The organism is Thalassotalea agarivorans (genome assembly GCF_030295955.1).
Lineage (GTDB): Bacteria > Pseudomonadota > Gammaproteobacteria > Enterobacterales > Alteromonadaceae > Thalassotalea_D > Thalassotalea_D agarivorans.
Genome location: NZ_AP027363.1, coordinates 3,011,407 through 3,027,838 on the forward strand (window position 1 = coordinate 3,011,407; position 16,432 = coordinate 3,027,838).

Annotated in this window: 16 protein-coding genes; 5 read left to right on the plus strand and 11 right to left on the minus strand. The window is 40.6% G+C overall.

What is annotated here, in order from left to right; all coding sequences use genetic code 11:
- Positions 1 to 40: 40 nt before the first annotated feature.
- Entirely contained in the window at positions 41 to 1,045 is a 1,005-nt protein-coding gene (gene trpS / locus QUD85_RS13765; RefSeq protein ID WP_093328439.1) for a tryptophan--tRNA ligase, read from the minus strand.
- A gap of 11 nt (positions 1,046 to 1,056) precedes the next feature.
- Positions 1,057 to 1,746, minus strand: a complete 690-nt coding sequence (gene rpe / locus QUD85_RS13770; RefSeq protein WP_093328441.1) for a ribulose-phosphate 3-epimerase — start codon at positions 1,744 to 1,746, stop codon at positions 1,057 to 1,059.
- A 266-nt stretch (positions 1,747 to 2,012) separates the two neighbouring features.
- Between rpe and QUD85_RS13775 the strand changes: the two genes are divergently transcribed.
- The 4 genes from QUD85_RS13775 to QUD85_RS13790 all read left to right on the plus strand — a co-directional run bounded on the left by QUD85_RS13775 (position 2,013) and on the right by QUD85_RS13790 (position 4,118).
- The gene (locus tag QUD85_RS13775; protein WP_093328442.1) at positions 2,013 to 2,678 is read left to right on the plus strand and encodes a TorF family putative porin; all 666 of its coding nucleotides are present in this window, start codon (positions 2,013 to 2,015) and stop codon (positions 2,676 to 2,678) included.
- Positions 2,679 to 2,819: 141 nt separating this feature from the next.
- Positions 2,820 to 3,002 carry a DUF2970 domain-containing protein gene (locus tag QUD85_RS13780; RefSeq protein WP_093328444.1) on the plus strand — a complete coding sequence of 61 codons (183 nt, stop codon included), beginning with the start codon at positions 2,820 to 2,822 and terminating at the stop codon, positions 3,000 to 3,002.
- Positions 3,003 to 3,172: 170 nt separating this feature from the next.
- Positions 3,173 to 3,391, plus strand: a complete 219-nt coding sequence (locus QUD85_RS13785; protein WP_093328446.1) for a hypothetical protein — start codon at positions 3,173 to 3,175, stop codon at positions 3,389 to 3,391.
- Between the two features lie 52 nt (positions 3,392 to 3,443).
- The gene (locus QUD85_RS13790) at positions 3,444 to 4,118 is read left to right on the plus strand and encodes a hypothetical protein (RefSeq protein ID WP_143047931.1); all 675 of its coding nucleotides are present in this window, start codon (positions 3,444 to 3,446) and stop codon (positions 4,116 to 4,118) included.
- Here QUD85_RS13790 and QUD85_RS13795 read toward each other — a convergent pair whose 3' ends face one another.
- From QUD85_RS13795 to QUD85_RS13830, 8 genes are all read right to left on the minus strand, one after another.
- Positions 4,119 to 4,934, minus strand: a complete 816-nt coding sequence (locus tag QUD85_RS13795; protein ID WP_218139584.1) for a Dam family site-specific DNA-(adenine-N6)-methyltransferase — start codon at positions 4,932 to 4,934, stop codon at positions 4,119 to 4,121.
- A 70-nt stretch (positions 4,935 to 5,004) separates the two neighbouring features.
- On the minus strand, positions 5,005 to 6,069 hold the full coding sequence (aroB, locus tag QUD85_RS13800; RefSeq protein ID WP_093328450.1) for a 3-dehydroquinate synthase: 1,065 nt from the start codon (positions 6,067 to 6,069) through the stop codon (positions 5,005 to 5,007).
- Between the two features lie 3 nt (positions 6,070 to 6,072).
- On the minus strand, positions 6,073 to 6,591 hold the full coding sequence (gene aroK / locus QUD85_RS13805; protein ID WP_093328451.1) for a shikimate kinase AroK: 519 nt from the start codon (positions 6,589 to 6,591) through the stop codon (positions 6,073 to 6,075).
- 143 nt (positions 6,592 to 6,734) lie between these two features.
- Positions 6,735 to 8,777, minus strand: a complete 2,043-nt coding sequence (locus QUD85_RS13810; RefSeq protein WP_245732079.1) for a type IV pilus secretin PilQ — start codon at positions 8,775 to 8,777, stop codon at positions 6,735 to 6,737.
- Positions 8,778 to 8,808: 31 nt separating this feature from the next.
- The gene (locus tag QUD85_RS13815; protein ID WP_093328452.1) at positions 8,809 to 9,330 is read right to left on the minus strand and encodes a pilus assembly protein PilP; all 522 of its coding nucleotides are present in this window, start codon (positions 9,328 to 9,330) and stop codon (positions 8,809 to 8,811) included.
- Positions 9,330 to 9,941: a type IV pilus inner membrane component PilO gene (locus QUD85_RS13820; protein WP_093328453.1), complete on the minus strand. Its 612-nt coding sequence runs from the start codon at positions 9,939 to 9,941 to the stop codon at positions 9,330 to 9,332. Before QUD85_RS13820 ends, QUD85_RS13815 begins: the two co-directional genes overlap by 1 nt.
- Entirely contained in the window at positions 9,941 to 10,531 is a 591-nt protein-coding gene (locus QUD85_RS13825) for a PilN domain-containing protein (protein ID WP_093328455.1), read from the minus strand. The genes QUD85_RS13820 and QUD85_RS13825 overlap by 1 nt, the downstream gene beginning before the upstream one ends.
- Complete coding sequence (locus QUD85_RS13830) at positions 10,519 to 11,598, minus strand: pilus assembly protein PilM (protein WP_093328456.1); 1,080 nt, start codon at positions 11,596 to 11,598, stop codon at positions 10,519 to 10,521. Before QUD85_RS13830 ends, QUD85_RS13825 begins: the two co-directional genes overlap by 13 nt.
- Positions 11,599 to 11,866: 268 nt before the next feature.
- Between QUD85_RS13830 and QUD85_RS13835 the strand changes: the two genes are divergently transcribed.
- Positions 11,867 to 14,494 (plus strand): penicillin-binding protein 1A, encoded by a 2,628-nt coding sequence (locus QUD85_RS13835; RefSeq protein ID WP_245732080.1) that lies wholly within the window; start codon positions 11,867 to 11,869, stop codon positions 14,492 to 14,494.
- Positions 14,495 to 14,549: 55 nt separating this feature from the next.
- Here the strand turns inward: QUD85_RS13835 and argH are convergent, their stop codons facing one another.
- Positions 14,550 to 16,424, minus strand: coding sequence for an argininosuccinate lyase (gene argH, locus QUD85_RS13840; protein ID WP_093328460.1), 1,875 nt, complete (start codon positions 16,422 to 16,424; stop codon positions 14,550 to 14,552).
- Between the last annotated feature and the right edge of the window lie 8 nt (positions 16,425 to 16,432).

A 16,432-nucleotide genomic window follows, 5' to 3' on the forward strand; every position in this document is an offset into this window, starting at 1 on the left:
AGCCAGCAATTACGCTGGCTTTTTTTTGCAAATAATTCGCTTACGGACGCTTTATAAATCCTACCGCGTCATACACTTGAGCAACGATTTTGTCTGCACGCTCTGACGCTTTTTCAGCACCTTGAGCCATTACTTTATTAAGGAATGCTGCATCTTCTCGATACTCATGATAACGTTGCTGGATAGGCGTTAGCATGCCGACAACGGCTTCGGCTACATCACCTTTTAAATGACCATACATTTTATCTTCATATTGAGGGACAAGCGCTTCAATAGACTCGCCCGTTGCACACGACAATAGGCTAAGCAGATTTGAAACACCTGGTTTTTCTTCGATATCAAAATAAATGCGAGCTTGTTCGTCAGAATCTGTTTTAGCCGATTTTATTTTCTTGGTAATTTTCTTAGGATCTTCTAACAAGCCAATAAAGTTTTTCGGGTTAGCATCCGACTTAGACATTTTTTTGGTCGGCTCTTGAAGACTCATTACACGAGCGCCATGCTCTGGGATATAAGGGTCTGGAATGGTAAAGATATCACCATACAAATTGTTAAAGCGTGTCGCCACATCGCGAGCAAGCTCTAAATGTTGTTTTTGATCGTCACCCACTGGCACGCGATTCGCGTTATACAATAAGATATCTGCAGCCATCAATACAGGATAAGTAAACAAACCAGAATTCATGTTTGCTTCAGACTTTTGAGACTTGTCCTTATATTGCGTCATTCTGTTTAGTTCACCCATCTGCGTATAACAATTTAGAATCCAACTTAATTGACTATGTGCAGGTACGTGGCTTTGAACAAAAATCGTGCTTTTTTCGGGATCAACACCACAAGCTAGGTACAATGCTAGCCCATCTAAACAGGCCTTGTGCAATGCTTTAGGATCTTGGCGCACTGTTATCGCGTGTAAATCTACAATGGAGTAATAGCAGTTGTGGTCATCTTGCATGTTTACCCACTGGCGTAATGCACCAAGATAGTTACCAATGGTTAATTCACCCGAAGGCTGACAGCCACTTAATACGACCGGTTTACTCATAAGATTCCTTATTACTTTCTAACTGCTGAGTGCGTTACTTGGCTTAACTGTTCTCGCATCTCATTTATGACTTTTTGATAATCTGGTTGTGAAAATATTGCCGAACCCGCCACAAACATATCGGCACCAGCTTCTGCAATTTCTTTTATATTGTTAACGTTGACGCCACCGTCTATTTCTAGTCGGATTTTTCGCCCTGATTGCTCGATGAGCGCTCTTACTTGGCGCAACTTCTCGATAGTATGTGGTATAAACGTCTGCCCTCCAAAACCGGGATTGACAGACATCAGCATAATAACATCGAGCTTATCCAAAACATGTTCTAAAGTTGTTAAAGGCGTTGCAGGGTTCAATACCAAACCTGCCTGACAACCGTGATCCTTAATCAACTGCAATGTTCTATCAACATGCTTAGACGCTTCGGGATGAAACGTAATAATATTAGCACCTGCCTTTGCAAATGCCGGCACGATCTGATCAACAGGCTCTATCATCAGATGAACATCAATAGGTGCTGTTATGCCATAGTCTCTTAATGCCTGACAAAACATAGGGCCAAAGGTTAAATTAGGCACATAATGATTGTCCATTACGTCAAAGTGAACAACGTCAGCACCAGCAGCGAGTACCTTCTCGACATCCTCACCTAAGCGAGCAAAATCTGCTGACAAAATTGACGGTGCAATTAAATAAGACGACATATAGCTTCCCCTTTTCTTAATGGCGCTACTTTATAACAAATTGATTAAATAATCGATAATCAAAATCATAAACCAATTCAATAAATTACTCGCACCATTGCGGAACGTGCGCACCATGAAAGTGCAAAAGTTGAGCAGTAACTCTAAATAAAGCAAACCTATAACATGTGTAACCTATTGAATATAAAAGAAATAGTGGCTTTTGGCACGAGTGGGCATTTTCCTTGCTTTAAATTACAGCAATTATAAAAACAGAGAGAAAAAACATGAAAAAATCACTTTTAACTATCGCTTTAAGTTCAGCGCTAGCTGCTACTACTTTTCAAGCTTCTGCAGAAGAAACATCTGGCACAGGCGTTGAAGGTTTAAGCACTAATGTTGGTTTAGTATCTCAATATTACTACCGCGGTATTCAACAAACTGGTAGCGCTTCAGCGAGTGCTGGTATTGACTATGACATCGGTGCTGGTTTTGCAGTAGGTGCATGGACAGCGGATGTAGGCGACGGTATCGAAGTTGACCTATACGGTAGCTGGGGTATGGAAACTGAAAGCGGTTTCGGTTTCTCAGTAGGCGCAACAACTTACCAGTACACTGGTGACTTTGATTCTGCGTATAACGAGATCAACCTTGGTGCAAGCTTCAGCTTCGTATCTGTAGACTTTGCTGCTGGTAAGCACGAAGAAGACCTAGGTTTAGGCATTGTAGAATCAGATTACACGTTTGTATCGATTACAGCTGAATACGAAGGTTTCTACGGTACTTTCGGTTTACACGGCGGTGACTTTGAAGGCGACTATGTAGAGTTAGGTTGGGGCACAGACATCGGTGGTTTCGATGCAGGTGTTGCACTTATCCTTAACTCAGAAGAGTTAGCTGGTGGCGGTGACGCAGACCAAGCATTAGTATTTAGCTTAGGTAAATCTTTCTAAGCTAAACCCTGTTTGTTACACGAAAAAGCCGACAATCATGTCGGCTTTTTTATTGCTTAACGCTTCTATATCTTAAACTAAAGATTGTGTTAGGCTAAAAAAGCGCAAAATTTTAGCGATAAATAACTTATAAAACTATAGATGAACTTTAAACAAACATTAAAAAGTGTTGCTGCTGCTTTTTTTGGCGTGCAAAGTGACAAAAATAGAGAAAGAGACTTTACCCAAGGTAAATTTTCACACTTTGTTGTGGCTGGAGTTATTGCGGTAGTAGTATTTATTTGTACTTTAGTAGTTATTGTTCAAGCGGTAATGCCAAGTTAGTAAGCTTTATGTTCAGCTACCTTTTAAAATATTGTCCTTTATGAAGATTTAGTATTGATTCTTACTATTTTTTTTGATAACAATAGGTTAGAGTCTAATTGACTCGATAGCTCATCCCAATTTTTACAAAGAAGGATGAAAGGATTCAATAATAAGAAAATAGGATTTTTATGGACAATATAAATAGAAATTTAAAACACTCTGCTCTTTTTATAATAGGTGCCTTATTTGCGTTTTTAGCTATCGCTAGAGAAAGTACCGTCATTACTTCAAAAGGAACTTTTCGATGTGAAAATGCCTGCGTAGTTGACGAAAACGGAAATGTAACCGACAATGCCGGAGGAAAAGTTTGGAAGTTAGTTGTACCAGAAGCTCCAAAAGATACTTAAAGGAAATAATTAGAGCCACAGTAGTGGCTCTATAATACATATGGATATAAAAATGACTTTTAAAAAATTAATCTGCTTACTGTTTGTAATTGCAACAATTGTTTATTTATCTTTCTTTCTTAATGGTAATGTAAAAAACTCAAGCTCATACATCAAAAATAGTTATTCAGAAATAACAGACGCACCTGCGCAACTATTAACAGACAACATGCTTAGTTATGAATCAATACAAACCAAAGAAGCCTTCCCAATTGATAAACATATTACTAATAATACCAGTATAGATAGCACTAATCCCTCTAATACTAAACTTACGCATCTTGATAACTTACTAGAGGAAGATCATAACTCGGTAACACTAGATAGTACTACAATAGAATCGTTAAGCTTAAATGAAACTCGCATACTAATTACAAATTTAGAAAGCAAATTGTATAAACCTGAAAGCCAAGAACTTCTAATTGCATTACAAGAAATAGCATATAAAGATCTCTCAGAAATGGAAGGTATGAATTTAGAATCTATCTCATGTTCAGACAATCTTTGTGGAGTAATTTTTTCTGGAAATAAAATGAAAAGTGTTATTGATGCGCTTAATAATCTTTCTCAAAGTTCTGATATGTCGAGTAAAATAAAGGGAGGCACATTACGAGTTATTGAAGATAATGAGGAATTTTACGGAGTAATTATTGCTTCAATTGGGGCAAAACCAATAACTCTAAAATAGTTATTTATAAAGTGCGAGTAGCTCACCTACTTTTTTACGTGTTGTGGTTGCTCGGCTAATGGTGCGCGACACTTTTATTTTCTTAATGCTAGAGGCATTTTCATAAATTTTTCGCGTCCAAACGGTGTCATGATTAGAAATCAACACTCGTGCACCAATTGCTTGTGCAGCTTCGGCTACGTTAGCTAAGTCTGCTTGTTCATCTAAACCAAAGCCGTTGCCCGCGTAACTAACAAAACTCGCTGTTTTGCTTAAAGGAACATATGGTGGATCGCAGTAAATTACATCGCCCTTACCCGCACGTTTAAAGGTATTTCGGTAACATTCAGAGGTAAATTCAACACGCTGTGCTTTCTCAGCAAAAAACTTTAATTCTTCCAACGGAAAGTAAGGTTTTTTGTACTTGCCAAAAGGCACATTGTAACCGCCAGATTTGTTGTAACGACATAAGCCGTTGTAACCATGACGGTTTAGGTATAAAAACAAAAGGGAGCGGTAGTAGGTATCCGTGGTTTGATTAAACTCAGCGCGAAGATGGTAATACTGCTCAGACTCATTGTTTTGCATAGAAAACAACATTTGAGCGTCGGCTATAAATGTCGCACTATCTCGTTGCAGTGTTTTGTAAAGGTTAACCAGGTCGCGATTGATATCATTTAATAAATAGCTATCGTAATCACTATTAAGAAAAATAGAACCAGCGCCGACAAACGGCTCTATTAGGCGCTCTCCTTTCGGCAGCATTTTGTTGATTGTGTCGCTTAGCGCATACTTGCCACCAGCCCACTTTAAAAACGCTCTATTTTTCTTCACCATTTAACGGCTTTCTATACCACCTAAAACTGGACATGATTGTATCTTTATTTCTAGCAAGATGCAGTAAAAGCTAAAGAATTTTAGCAAGATGTTGTGCCGTCACATCATCTCTAATTTCGCTTTTACCAATAGCCGTTGGCACAATGAAACGAAGCTTTCCTGCAATATTTTTTTTGTCTCTCGCCATGTGACGTAGATAATCATCCAGCGACATAGTATCTGGCCCGGAGACAGGTAAATCAAAATACTCGATAAGTGCCTTAATGCGAGCAACATCATTATCGCTCAACAAATCCATTTCATTAGCGAGTTGCGCAGCTTGTACCATGCCGGCAGCTACCGCTTCGCCATGCAACCATTGCCCGTATCCTTGTTCAGCTTCAATAGCATGACCAAAAGTGTGGCCTAAATTAAGCAATGCTCTTAAACCAGCTTCTGTCTCATCTGCTGCTACGATATCGGCTTTACATTGACAACATTTGAGAATCATCTCTGCCAAAATCGTATCATCATGGGCTGCAATCAATGCTTTGTTGTCATCTATCCATTGAAAAAATGCTGCATCACCTAAAATACCGTATTTGATCACTTCAGCCATGCCAGCTGCAAATTCACGTGATGGCAATGTTTTCAATGTATTGATATCAACGATAACAGCCTTTGGCTGATAGAAGGCACCAATCATGTTTTTACCCAACGGGTGATTTACCGCTGTTTTTCCACCAACAGACGAATCTACTTGTGAAAGTAACGTTGTTGGTATCTGAATAAAATTAACGCCTCGTTGATAGCACGCAGCAGCAAAGCCAGTAATATCACCTATAACACCGCCACCTAGTGCAATCAACGTGGTATCTCTACCGTGAACGTTTTGCAGTAGATGCGACATGATCACTTCGAAGTTCTCGAGCGTTTTCTGTGATTCGCCATCGGGTAAAATTACTTCATCAACATCAAAGTCGATAAGATTAGTTTTAATAGCATCTAGGTATAGAGGTGCTACCACATCATTGGTAACGATACAGACACGTTTACCGGCTATAAAAGAAGAGAGCAGGCGTTGCTGCGAGAACAAGCCTGCTTCTATATGTATTGGATAACTGCGATCATCCAGATCAACAATAAGTTGAGTCATGAGTTAGAAATCTAATTTCTCTACAATACGATTTGCGACAACTTTTGCACTTTGTTCGTCCGTTTGAATAACAACGTCAGACACTTCTTCATAAAGCGGGTTGCGCTCTACTGCCAAGCGTTCTAACACAGAACGAGGCTCTTCAGACGTTTGTAAAAGTGGACGACGACGATCACGTTGCGTGCGTGCTACTTGTTTATCAATAGTTGTTTCTAAATAAACCACAATGCCTCGCGCTGAAAGGCGATTGCGAATATGATCACTAATTACAGAACCACCACCAGTGGCGAGTACAATTCCTTGTTTCTCTGTTAAGTCATCGATAACTGTTTCTTCTCTTTTGCGAAAACCTTCTTCGCCTTCAAGATCAAAAACCCAAGAAATATCAGCACCAGTGCGGCGCTCTATTTCCTGATCCGAATCAAAAAATTCTAAGTGAAGCTTTTCTGCTAGTTCTCTACCAATTGTGCTTTTACCTGCACCCATTGGCCCTACAAGGAAGATATTACGTTTTTCTGCCATTTGACTAATTTAATACTCGTTAAATGAACACCAAAAATGGGTATAAAATTACCCTCTCTAAAAATTTAAGCGCGTAATTATCGCAATTGTTGAGGTAGAAAAGCAAGTAAGTGGTGAAAATTTCCACCACTTACTTTTCAAGATTAAAATTCTTCGGTTACGATGCGCGGTGTAACGAAGATAAGTAGTTCTTTTTTCTCGTTAAAGTTGTTTGTATTACGGAACATCCAACCAACATATGGAATGTCGCCTAACACAGGAACTTTAGTTACTGTGTTAATGGTTTGTTGCTGATAGATACCACCCAACACAATTGTTTGGTCATTGTTGGCCAATACTTGTGTTGTTAAGCGTTGCGTATCAATCGCAGGCGCCTGTCCATTAGTTACTTCAGATACCGTATCTTGAGTTACCGCTAAGTCTAAAATAATGCGATCATCAGGTGTGATGTGTGGCGTTACTGTTAAACTTAATACCGCTTTCTTAAACTGTGTTGCTGTAGCACCACTAGAAGCTGCTTCTTGATAAGGAATTTCAACACCCTGCTCAATATAGGCTTCTTTTTGGTTAGACGTAGTAATACGCGGACTCGCAATGATTTCACCTTTGTTTTCTTTTTCCATCGCACTAAGCTCTAGATTTAGAATGGTGCCGTCAGCTAATCGCGCAACCTGCAGTGCAATACTACCTGCTGGTGTTGCAGAAGGCAGGTTTACATTCATGCGGTCAGTAATCGCAGGTACACCGCCAGTAATTGGGCCAAGTGTATCAGCACCTGCCGTTGTACCAGATGTAGTAAATGAACCATTGTTCTCAGAAACACCCCAACGAATACCTAGCTCTTCATTGATATTATCTTTAACAGTAACCATACGTGCTTCAATAACCACCTGGCGAACTGGAATATCCAATACTTTGATCAGTTCTTGAACGTTTTCGATGGTGTCAGCAGTATCTTTGATTAGTAACGTGTTAGTACGTTCATCAACCGTAACACTACCACGCGGAGATAAAATAGAGTTTTCTTCATTCTTAACTAACGCCGCAAGTTCAGTGTCTTTCGCATAGTTAATCTGAATGTATTCAGAATATAGTGGTGCTAACTCTTCAACTGCTTGTTGTGCTTCCAACTCACGTGCTTCACGCGCAGCAATTTCATCACTTGGTGCAACCATTAGAATGTTGCCTTTCATACGCTTGTCTAAGCCTTTCACCTTCAAGATGATATCAAGCGCCTGATCCCAAGGGACACCGTCTAAACGAAGCGTGATATTACCTGTTACAGTGTCACTAGTGACAAGGTTAAAGCCGTTGTAGTCAGCGATGATTTGGATAGCAGTTCTTACAGAAATATCTTGGAAGTTCAGTGAAATTGCCTTGCCGTCATAGGTTTTTTCTTGCAATACACCTTTACGTTCAGCTTTCTTAGACACAACAAGTGAAAATACGTTGTCTACTTGTTCATGCGTGAAGTCGAATGTACCGTCTATATCAATAACTAAACGAGCATTGCGGCCTTCGCGGAAAGTTTCTATACCACTAACAATCGTACCAAAATCAGTTACGTCAAGCGTATACAGTAAGTCTTCAGAAATCTCAGTATTGTGAAACTCAACAAATAGCTTGCCTAACTTATCACTAACATCAACTGCAACCATGCTATCTGCAAGTGTAACTAAAATTGCAGCTTCGTCATCTTGCGTACGACGAAAATCAATGTTGCTTACACTGTTAATAAATTTTGCGTTAGTACTAACAACCTTAGAAGCAGGCGAATTAACGCTGTCTTTGTTTAAAATCAAAGAAAAGCTAGCTTCGTCTTGCACAACATCAAACACAGATAATTTTTCTAAGTTAACAGTTGCAACAACCTTGCCACCGAGCTTTTTCACCGAAATATCATTAACGCCGGCATGATCTACTACTGTAGAAGCAAGCATTGGATCAAATGCCTCAGCATTGAATGTGATTTCAATACTGGCAGGGTCCATTGATGTTTTTACACTAGGTTGTTCAGCAATAGCTTCTGAAAGCGTGAACACCAACTCTATTTCATTTGATTGCATGGTGTTGTACTTAACACCCGTTAAGTCGGTAGCGTGCGCTAACGACGAGACCAAACACATTAATCCGGCAAATACAGCCTTAACATTCGTGCAAGCTTTAAATATTCTATAATTCTTCATTTTTCTTACTAGCAACATTGTTCCTTTGCCCCTATGCATCCGATTTTACCATGACTATTGTTGACTCACGTTCAACCCAACACCCGGCACCATCTGGAACTAATTCTACAATTTTGATGTTATCCTGATTTACTTCCGTAATTCGTCCATTGTACAGGCCTACATAACTTCCCACTGCAACACGATGAATCGTTGCATCTGACGCTTCCATTAACGCCCAAGTGACATCCAATTCTCCAAGTGTCCCCCGCATAGCCAAATCACTTAAAGCGAATTTTTCTAACGGTTGTTTACGACGTCTTGGGTCAGGACTTAAACAGCCTGACATTTGCTGGATTTTTTTCTGAATCGCTTCAGGCCTCGGAATGTCGAATGGGCTGCGCAATTCTCCCGCCTGATAATCAACGTGATTAAAAGGGGTTATTTGTGGCATGGGATCAACATACGCTTTCGTAGTCGACTGAACATCAGCCATGTATTGCTTCAAATCACTGGTATCACTAAAGCAACCAGCAAGCAAAACAGAAAGTGTAATAACGCTTAGCTTCTTCATTATTTTGCACCTCCCGCCGCGTTAGCACGCTCTTGATATCGGTAGGTCTTTGCCTGCAAATGAAAATCTAACATGCCATTTTCTAACTTCTTAATTTGGAAGTTATGTAAAGTAACGATACGAGGTAAGCCGGCCACTTTACTAACAAACTCACCAAAGTCATGATAATTGCCAACAACTTCTATATCGATTGGCAATTCCACGTAAATTTCTCGTGCAATTTCTGGTTGCCAATTCAACTTTGTAAAACTCAAATTAGAGGTTGTACCGACAAACGTAATATCATCAAGTAAACCTGCAGTTTCATGTTTGTCAGGTAAGCTCTTAAGTTGCGACGCAAATAACTCTTCTGCTTCGACCATTTGCTGTCGGAACAACTCTATGTTTGCCGCAATACGATATTTGGTTTGATATTGCTCTTTTAACGTACCTTCCTCTTCGGTGATACGCTCAAGCGTATTTACTTGGTCTTTAATTACAAACCAATATCCACCCAGTAAAACTAATACTGCGATAAAAATACCCGTTAGCAATTTTGCTGCTGGTGGCCAATTCGCAATATTTTCTAAATCTAAATCAGCATCTTTTAACTGTGAAAAATCAATCGCCATTATCGACCTCCTTGCGAAACTGAATTAACAGCATCATTCAAGTTTCCAACTAAGCCTCGAATACGAACACGCATTCTAAATTCACTTAGTAAACGACTATTGTTTTCATCGCTTGTAATGGTTTCCATGCTTGGATCAGCAAACAATTCACTGCGGTCAATCTCACGGATCATATTTGCCAAGTGATTGTTTGATTCTGACTTACCAATGATTTGTAGTGTATTTTCTTCTTTTTCGATGCTTATTAAGTAAACACCTGTAGGAACAATCTTAGCGATTTCGTTTAATACTTGAGTACCTACATTACGACTGCGTTGTAATTGTTCAACAACACGGATACGTTTTTCAAGCTCAGCTTTTTTAGCATTTAGCTCTTTAATTTCGGCTATTCGAGAATCCAAAATCGTAATTTCGTTGGTCAGAAATTGATTGCGCTTTTCTTGGTTACTAATACTAGCTGAGTAAAACTGGCTGACAGCTAAGATAATAGCGATACCAGACAAGGCTACTAAAGCAAGTAAACTAAAGAATTCGCGTTGCTTCGCTTTTTGCGCTTCTTCGCGCCAAGGAAGTAAGTTTATATATGCCATGGCGAAAAACTCCTTAACGCTAGTCCTGCCGCTACCATAAACTTAGCGCCATGCTTATCAACTAATTCCTGTTTAACACCGTTACCAATTTTCATATTTTTGAACGGTGTAGCGATTACAGTATGTATTCCAAGTTCTTCAGTAAGTAACTCTTCAACACCTTCAACGGCTGAAGTACCGCCCGATATAATCAAGTAATCAATTTTACTTTTACCGCTTGAGGTTAAAAACATTTGAATTGCGCGACGTACTTGCTGCACTAAAATCGTGTGGAAAGGCGCTAAAACTTCAAAGGTATAGTTAGGCGGTAAGTCACCAGAGACCTTAGCAGCCTCTGCTTCCTCAAAACTCTTGTTGTAATATGAAACAATTGAGCGGGTATATTGCTCACCACCAAACATTTGATCTCGGCTGTATATATGTTGACCATTCTCGGCTACCGAAAATAGTGTCATATTGGCACCAACATCCACAATTGCCACAGTTTTTTCCACGGCATCTTCTGGTAATGTATTTACGATTAGGTCATATGAACGGCTAATAGCATAAGACTCCACGTCAATAACTTTAGCTTCATAGCCACCAGCTTCAAGGCTGGAAACACGAGCACCAACAGATTCTGTCCGAGCGGCACTCAGTAATACATTAACTTTACTTGGGTCAGACTCATTAACATCTAACTTTTCAAAGTCGAGACTAACTTCATCAAGCGGATATGGGATCAAGCTGTCCGCTTCAATCTCAATCTGACTTGCTAACTCTTCATCAGTTAATGAAGCGTCCATATAAATAACTTTGGTAATGACGGTTTGGCCAGATACGGCCGCAGCAGCTTGTGCTATCGAAGACGAAAGCTTCTTTTTCAATTTGGCAATCACATTGCCAACAGCTTCTATATCCTGAATCTCACGGTCTATAACTGCACCTCGCGGCATCGGCTCAATAGCTAATGCTTCGAGGATATAACCATCGTTTCCTTGATTTAGAACAACGGCTTTAATGGCATGCGAACCTATATCGATCCCAACCATCATCGACGTTTTCTTTTTCCATAGCGTGCTTAGCATAACATCCTACTAAATTTTTATTGTTATAATAAAAAGCGAAAAATAATGTAAGAAATGTATTTATTACATCTTTTAACTCTATATACTAGAACTATCGTACATATTTTACAACCAAGAGTTTTTTTGCGTGTTTTCAATAAAACGTTTGATTCAGCTAATAATTTCAATATGCCTATTAGGGACTCTAGCATTATTTATTCTTTATATAAACCTCAAGGATGAATTGCCAAGTGTTGAATCCCTTAAAAACGTAGAGTGGCAAACACCTATGCAAATCTTTAGTGCAGACGGTGAATTAATCTCTCAATTTGGTGCATCAAAACGTATTCCTCTAACAATTGATGAAATGCCGCAACAACTTGTTGATGCGCTTTTAGCAACAGAGGATGATAGATTCTACTTACACTTTGGCGTGGACCCTATCGGCCTAGGCAGAGCGGTGTGGGGACAAATCATCGGTCAAAACAAAGGTGGAGCTAGTACCATCACCATGCAAGTAGCGCGTAACTTTTTTCTAACGCGTGAACAAACGTATATCCGTAAGATTCGCGAAATATTCCTAGCTATTCATATAGAAAGCCTGCTCACAAAGGATGAAATCCTTGAGCTTTACATGAACAAGATTGAATTAGGTCATCGCTCATTTGGTTATGGCGCAGCGGCGCAAATATATTACGGTAAAGACCTGAGCGACCTAACACTAGCACAATATGCGGTATTAGCTGGTTTACCTAAAGCGCCATCTACCCTCAATCCTATATCGTCGCCTAAGCGTGCTAAAGAACGTAGAAGCGTAGTACTGCAACGTATGTTAAGTAGTGGTTATATTACTCAGGCAGAATACGAAGAAGCCAATAGTGCGCCAATTACAGCTAAAAGACACGGCGTAGAAATATCGTTAAGTGCCCCTTATGTGGCGGAGATGGCTCACCAAAAAACCGTCGAGTTATTCGGTACGGAACAAGCTTACACGAGTGGTTATAAGGTTTACACAACGGTAACAGCTAAATTGCAACGTGCCGCCCAAGATGCGCTCGTAAAAAATGTACATGCTTACGACCAGCGCCATGGTTACCGTGGCGCGGTAGCGTCAATTCGCAGTGACTACAAACGACAGCTAACTGAAGGATTAGCGGATGGTGAAGAATTGATCACACCAGAGCCAGTGATTGTTGAAGAAGCTGTCGCAGCATTAGCAAACATTGAGGATTACCCTTTACTCTACCCTGCAGTGATTACTGATGTACAAGAGCAAAGCGCTACCGCTATTTTAGCTGATGGCTACTCAACACAATTGCTTTGGGATGATATTAAATGGGCTAGACCTTTTATTAATGACCAAAGACAAGGCCCTCCCCCTAAAAAAGCCGCTGATATTTTTGCTTTAGGCGACATTGTTTATTTGTCAGAAAAAGCGTCGAAAGTTACAACTGACGAAGCAATCGAAGAAACGGATGCTGACGTGGCAAGTGAGGAAGAACTTGCGTTAGTTGATGAACCGGCAGCAGAAGAAACTATCGTAAAGTATTATCGTTTAAATCAATTACCGGAAGTTAGCTCTACTATTGTCGCAATTTCGCCCGATGATGGCGCAATTAAAGCATTACTAGGTGGCTACAACTTTAAGCAAAGCCAATTCAACCGTGCAACACAGGCGAAACGTCAAGTCGGCTCCAATATTAAACCTTTCATCTATTCTGCTGCCATTAATAAAGGCTTTACTCTCGGCACATTGGTAAATGATGCGCCGATAAATAAATGGGATAGAAGTTCAGGTTTTGTGTGGCGACCAAAGAACTCTCCAGAAAATTACGCGGGACCTATTCGCGTTAGAGATGCGCTAGCACAGTCAAAGAACGTAGTTGCAGTTAGGCTGTTGCGCGAGGTTGGTCTGGATAACATGATTAACTACCTCACACGCTTTGGTTTCGAGAAAAGTGAATTACCCAGAAATGAATCTCTTGCTTTAGGTTCAGCATCGTTAACCCCGCTGCAAGTAGTGACAGGCTTCGCGTCGTTTGCCAATGGCGGTTATTTAGTAGAACCATACGTCGTTGAGCGTATAGAAGACAACGAAGGCAATATTGTTTACCAAGCAGCGCCAAGTTATGCATGCGACCAAGATTGCAGTGCCTTTGGTGAACAAATACCTGAAGAATCAGAAATAGCTGAAAATGCTGAACAAGACGAGAGTACCGCAGTAGATAGCACAGAATTGGCAGCGGATAGCAAAATCGACCCTGATCAACCTTTAATGGCTGATGATGAACAAGTGTTTACTCCATTAAAGCGTGCGACACACATTATAAGTGAAGAAAATGCCTTTCTCATGAGCCAAGCCATGTATAGCGTAATATGGGGTGCTGACTGGAGCGCATCACCTGGCTGGCAAGGTACTGGTTTTAGAGGCCGAGTGTTAAAACGCCACGATATAGCGGGCAAAACAGGCACAACCAATGAATCAAAAGATGCTTGGTTCTCTGGCTTTAGTCGCAGATTAGCAGTCACTAGTTGGATTGGCTTTGATGATCACGCCCGCAAACTTGGTAGCACAACATTAAATACTAATTTGCCGAAAAAAGACCCTGACACTGGCCTTAATCAAATAACGGGCTCGGAATTTGGCGCTAAATCAGCACAGCCACCTTGGATTGATTTTATGGCGGTTGCATTGCAAGATTTGGATGAAGAGTACATTGAGCAGCCCGCTGATATTGTATCGATACGCATAGATAAAGCGAGCGGTAAATTAACCCGTAAGACTGACCGTAGCACGCGCTGGGAATACTTTAGAGCAGAATCTGCACCCACTGACTATGTTACTGTAGAGGAAGTTACTCGCGACATATTCAATGAAGAAGATGAAGATTCTCTTGAGGAAGAAGAAATCTTTTAAAGACACATCGTTTTAATTGCGAATACAAAAAAGCGAGCTTAAGCTCGCTTTTTTTTTACGCCACTGTAGTTAAAGATATCTCCAGTGGATTTTTATCGTTCAAGTAAAATAGTAACGCTGTTTCGTCACAATTATCTTGCCTTGGACATAAGTCACAATCTTTCATGACTTTTTCTGGAAGTTTTTCCTTCGCACTGTGTTCAAAACCCAAGCGAGCAAAGAACTCAGGCTTGCGCGTTAGCACCAATATTTTATGTAGCGCTAAATCTTTCGCTCGTGCTAACAAGTGATCAACAAGCGCTTTACCGTAGCCCTTTCCTTGATAGTTGGTCGAAACACCGAGTGAGCGTATTTCCGCTAAACCAGTACTGTAAATGTACAATGCCGCACAAGCACACACCTGACCGTTCACTTCAATTACCGCAAAATCACGAATAGATTTAATGAGCTCATCTTCAGCGCGAGGTAAGTTTTCTTCTTTGCCCGCCCAGTAATCAACAAGCTTCTTGATCGCTCGCAAATCGGTAAGTTTAGCATCGCGCACAAGGTAATCTGCACTACCTAAATCATGTTGGTATTCTGCAATGATCTTGCTTACTGGCTCTATACCCGTGCCGCCTAAAATGTTTCGTTTATCAACAAGGTACTCTAGTTCTAGAATAGGGTAGACATCTTCTTCTATTAATGGAGAAAACTGTTGTAACTCCTCCAAACGCAGGCTTTCAATCGGTTCTTGCTGTGCCAATGCATACAGCACAACTTCACCTGATATCTCATGAGCCGTTCTAAATGGCACGCCTTTCGAGACTAGATAGTCTGCCAATTCTGTCGCATTAGCATAGCCTTCACGCGCTGCTTTTTGGCAAGCCGCACTATTTAATTCAATCGACGAGACAACCTCTCCTGCCATCAGCAAGCAGGTATGCCATTGAGCCACTGTTTCAAACAAACCCTCTTTGTCTTCCTGCAAGTCTTTGTTGTAAGCCAAAGGTAAACCTTTAAGCGTTACCAAAAGGCCTTGAAGCGCACCAAATACTCGCCCACATTTGCCACGGATAAGTTCTAAGGCATCAGGGTTCTTCTTTTGCGGCATTAACGATGAACCTGATGTCACCTGATCACCTAAGGTGACAAAATTTGCTTCACCTGAATTAAAGAAAATCAAATCTTCAGCAAAACGCGAGAGGTGCATCATGCTAGTACTGGCAGCAAATAAGATTTCCAACACGAAATCTCTATCAGATACTGCGTCTAAACTATTAACGCAGGCAGAATCAAAACCAAGTGATTGCGCTAATTCTTCGCGATCAATTGGATAGGTAGTACCGGCTAACGCCCCGCACCCTAGTGGTGATTGGTTCAATCGTTTACGGGTGTCCACCAAGCGCGAACTGTCGCGTTTAAACATTTCAATGTAGGCGAGGCACCAATGTGCGAAACGAATAGGCTGTGCACGCTGTAAATGGGTATAACCTGGCAAAATATGATCTTTATTGTTTTCCGCTAGCGTTAACAACTTTTGCTGCACAGTATTTAGTGCATCAATCAATACATCGAGTTGTTCTCTTGACCACAGTCTTAAATCTGTCGCTACCTGATCGTTACGGCTTCTTCCCGTATGCAATTTACGCGCTATATCACCAAGTACTTCAGTCAGCTCAGCTTCTACCCAACTATGGACATCTTCTGCGCTAGATGCCGTAATATCAAGGTCGCCATTTGCCACCTTAGCCGATAAGTCGATCAGCGCTTGTTCTAGTTTTTGCTGTTCTTCTAACGTTAATACGCCAGCTTGTTGAATAGCTTTAGACCATCCAATCGACCCTTGAATATCTTGTTGAACCAAAATATGGTCAAACGGAAGTGAATCATTGAATGCTTTAAACAATTCACTGCTACCCGCTTGGAATCTTCCGCCCCAAAGTGCCATAACTTGCT

What these genes read in the sequence shown, in the direction of transcription:
- QUD85_RS13790 (WP_143047931.1), top strand. Translation starts at nt 3,444, where the DNA reads ATGACTTTTAAAAAATTAATCTGCTTACTGTTTGTAATTGCAACAATT.
- QUD85_RS13820 (WP_093328453.1), bottom strand. Translation starts at nt 9,941, where the DNA reads ATGGCGATTGATTTTTCACAGTTAAAAGATGCTGATTTAGATTTAGAA.
- aroK (WP_093328451.1), bottom strand. Translation starts at nt 6,591, where the DNA reads ATGGCAGAAAAACGTAATATCTTCCTTGTAGGGCCAATGGGTGCAGGT.
- QUD85_RS13825 (WP_093328455.1), bottom strand. Translation starts at nt 10,531, where the DNA reads ATGGCATATATAAACTTACTTCCTTGGCGCGAAGAAGCGCAAAAAGCG.
- QUD85_RS13795 (WP_218139584.1), bottom strand. Translation starts at nt 4,934, where the DNA reads ATGGTGAAGAAAAATAGAGCGTTTTTAAAGTGGGCTGGTGGCAAGTAT.
- QUD85_RS13785 (WP_093328446.1), top strand. Translation starts at nt 3,173, where the DNA reads ATGGACAATATAAATAGAAATTTAAAACACTCTGCTCTTTTTATAATA.
- rpe (WP_093328441.1), bottom strand. Translation starts at nt 1,746, where the DNA reads ATGTCGTCTTATTTAATTGCACCGTCAATTTTGTCAGCAGATTTTGCT.
- aroB (WP_093328450.1), bottom strand. Translation starts at nt 6,069, where the DNA reads ATGACTCAACTTATTGTTGATCTGGATGATCGCAGTTATCCAATACAT.
- QUD85_RS13835 (WP_245732080.1), top strand. Translation starts at nt 11,867, where the DNA reads ATGCAAATCTTTAGTGCAGACGGTGAATTAATCTCTCAATTTGGTGCA.
- QUD85_RS13775 (WP_093328442.1), top strand. Translation starts at nt 2,013, where the DNA reads ATGAAAAAATCACTTTTAACTATCGCTTTAAGTTCAGCGCTAGCTGCT.
- argH (WP_093328460.1), bottom strand. Translation starts at nt 16,424, where the DNA reads ATGGCACTTTGGGGCGGAAGATTCCAAGCGGGTAGCAGTGAATTGTTT.
- QUD85_RS13815 (WP_093328452.1), bottom strand. Translation starts at nt 9,330, where the DNA reads ATGAAGAAGCTAAGCGTTATTACACTTTCTGTTTTGCTTGCTGGTTGC.
- QUD85_RS13810 (WP_245732079.1), bottom strand. Translation starts at nt 8,777, where the DNA reads ATGAAGAATTATAGAATATTTAAAGCTTGCACGAATGTTAAGGCTGTA.
- QUD85_RS13830 (WP_093328456.1), bottom strand. Translation starts at nt 11,598, where the DNA reads ATGCTAAGCACGCTATGGAAAAAGAAAACGTCGATGATGGTTGGGATC.
- QUD85_RS13780 (WP_093328444.1), top strand. Translation starts at nt 2,820, where the DNA reads ATGAACTTTAAACAAACATTAAAAAGTGTTGCTGCTGCTTTTTTTGGC.
- trpS (WP_093328439.1), bottom strand. Translation starts at nt 1,045, where the DNA reads ATGAGTAAACCGGTCGTATTAAGTGGCTGTCAGCCTTCGGGTGAATTA.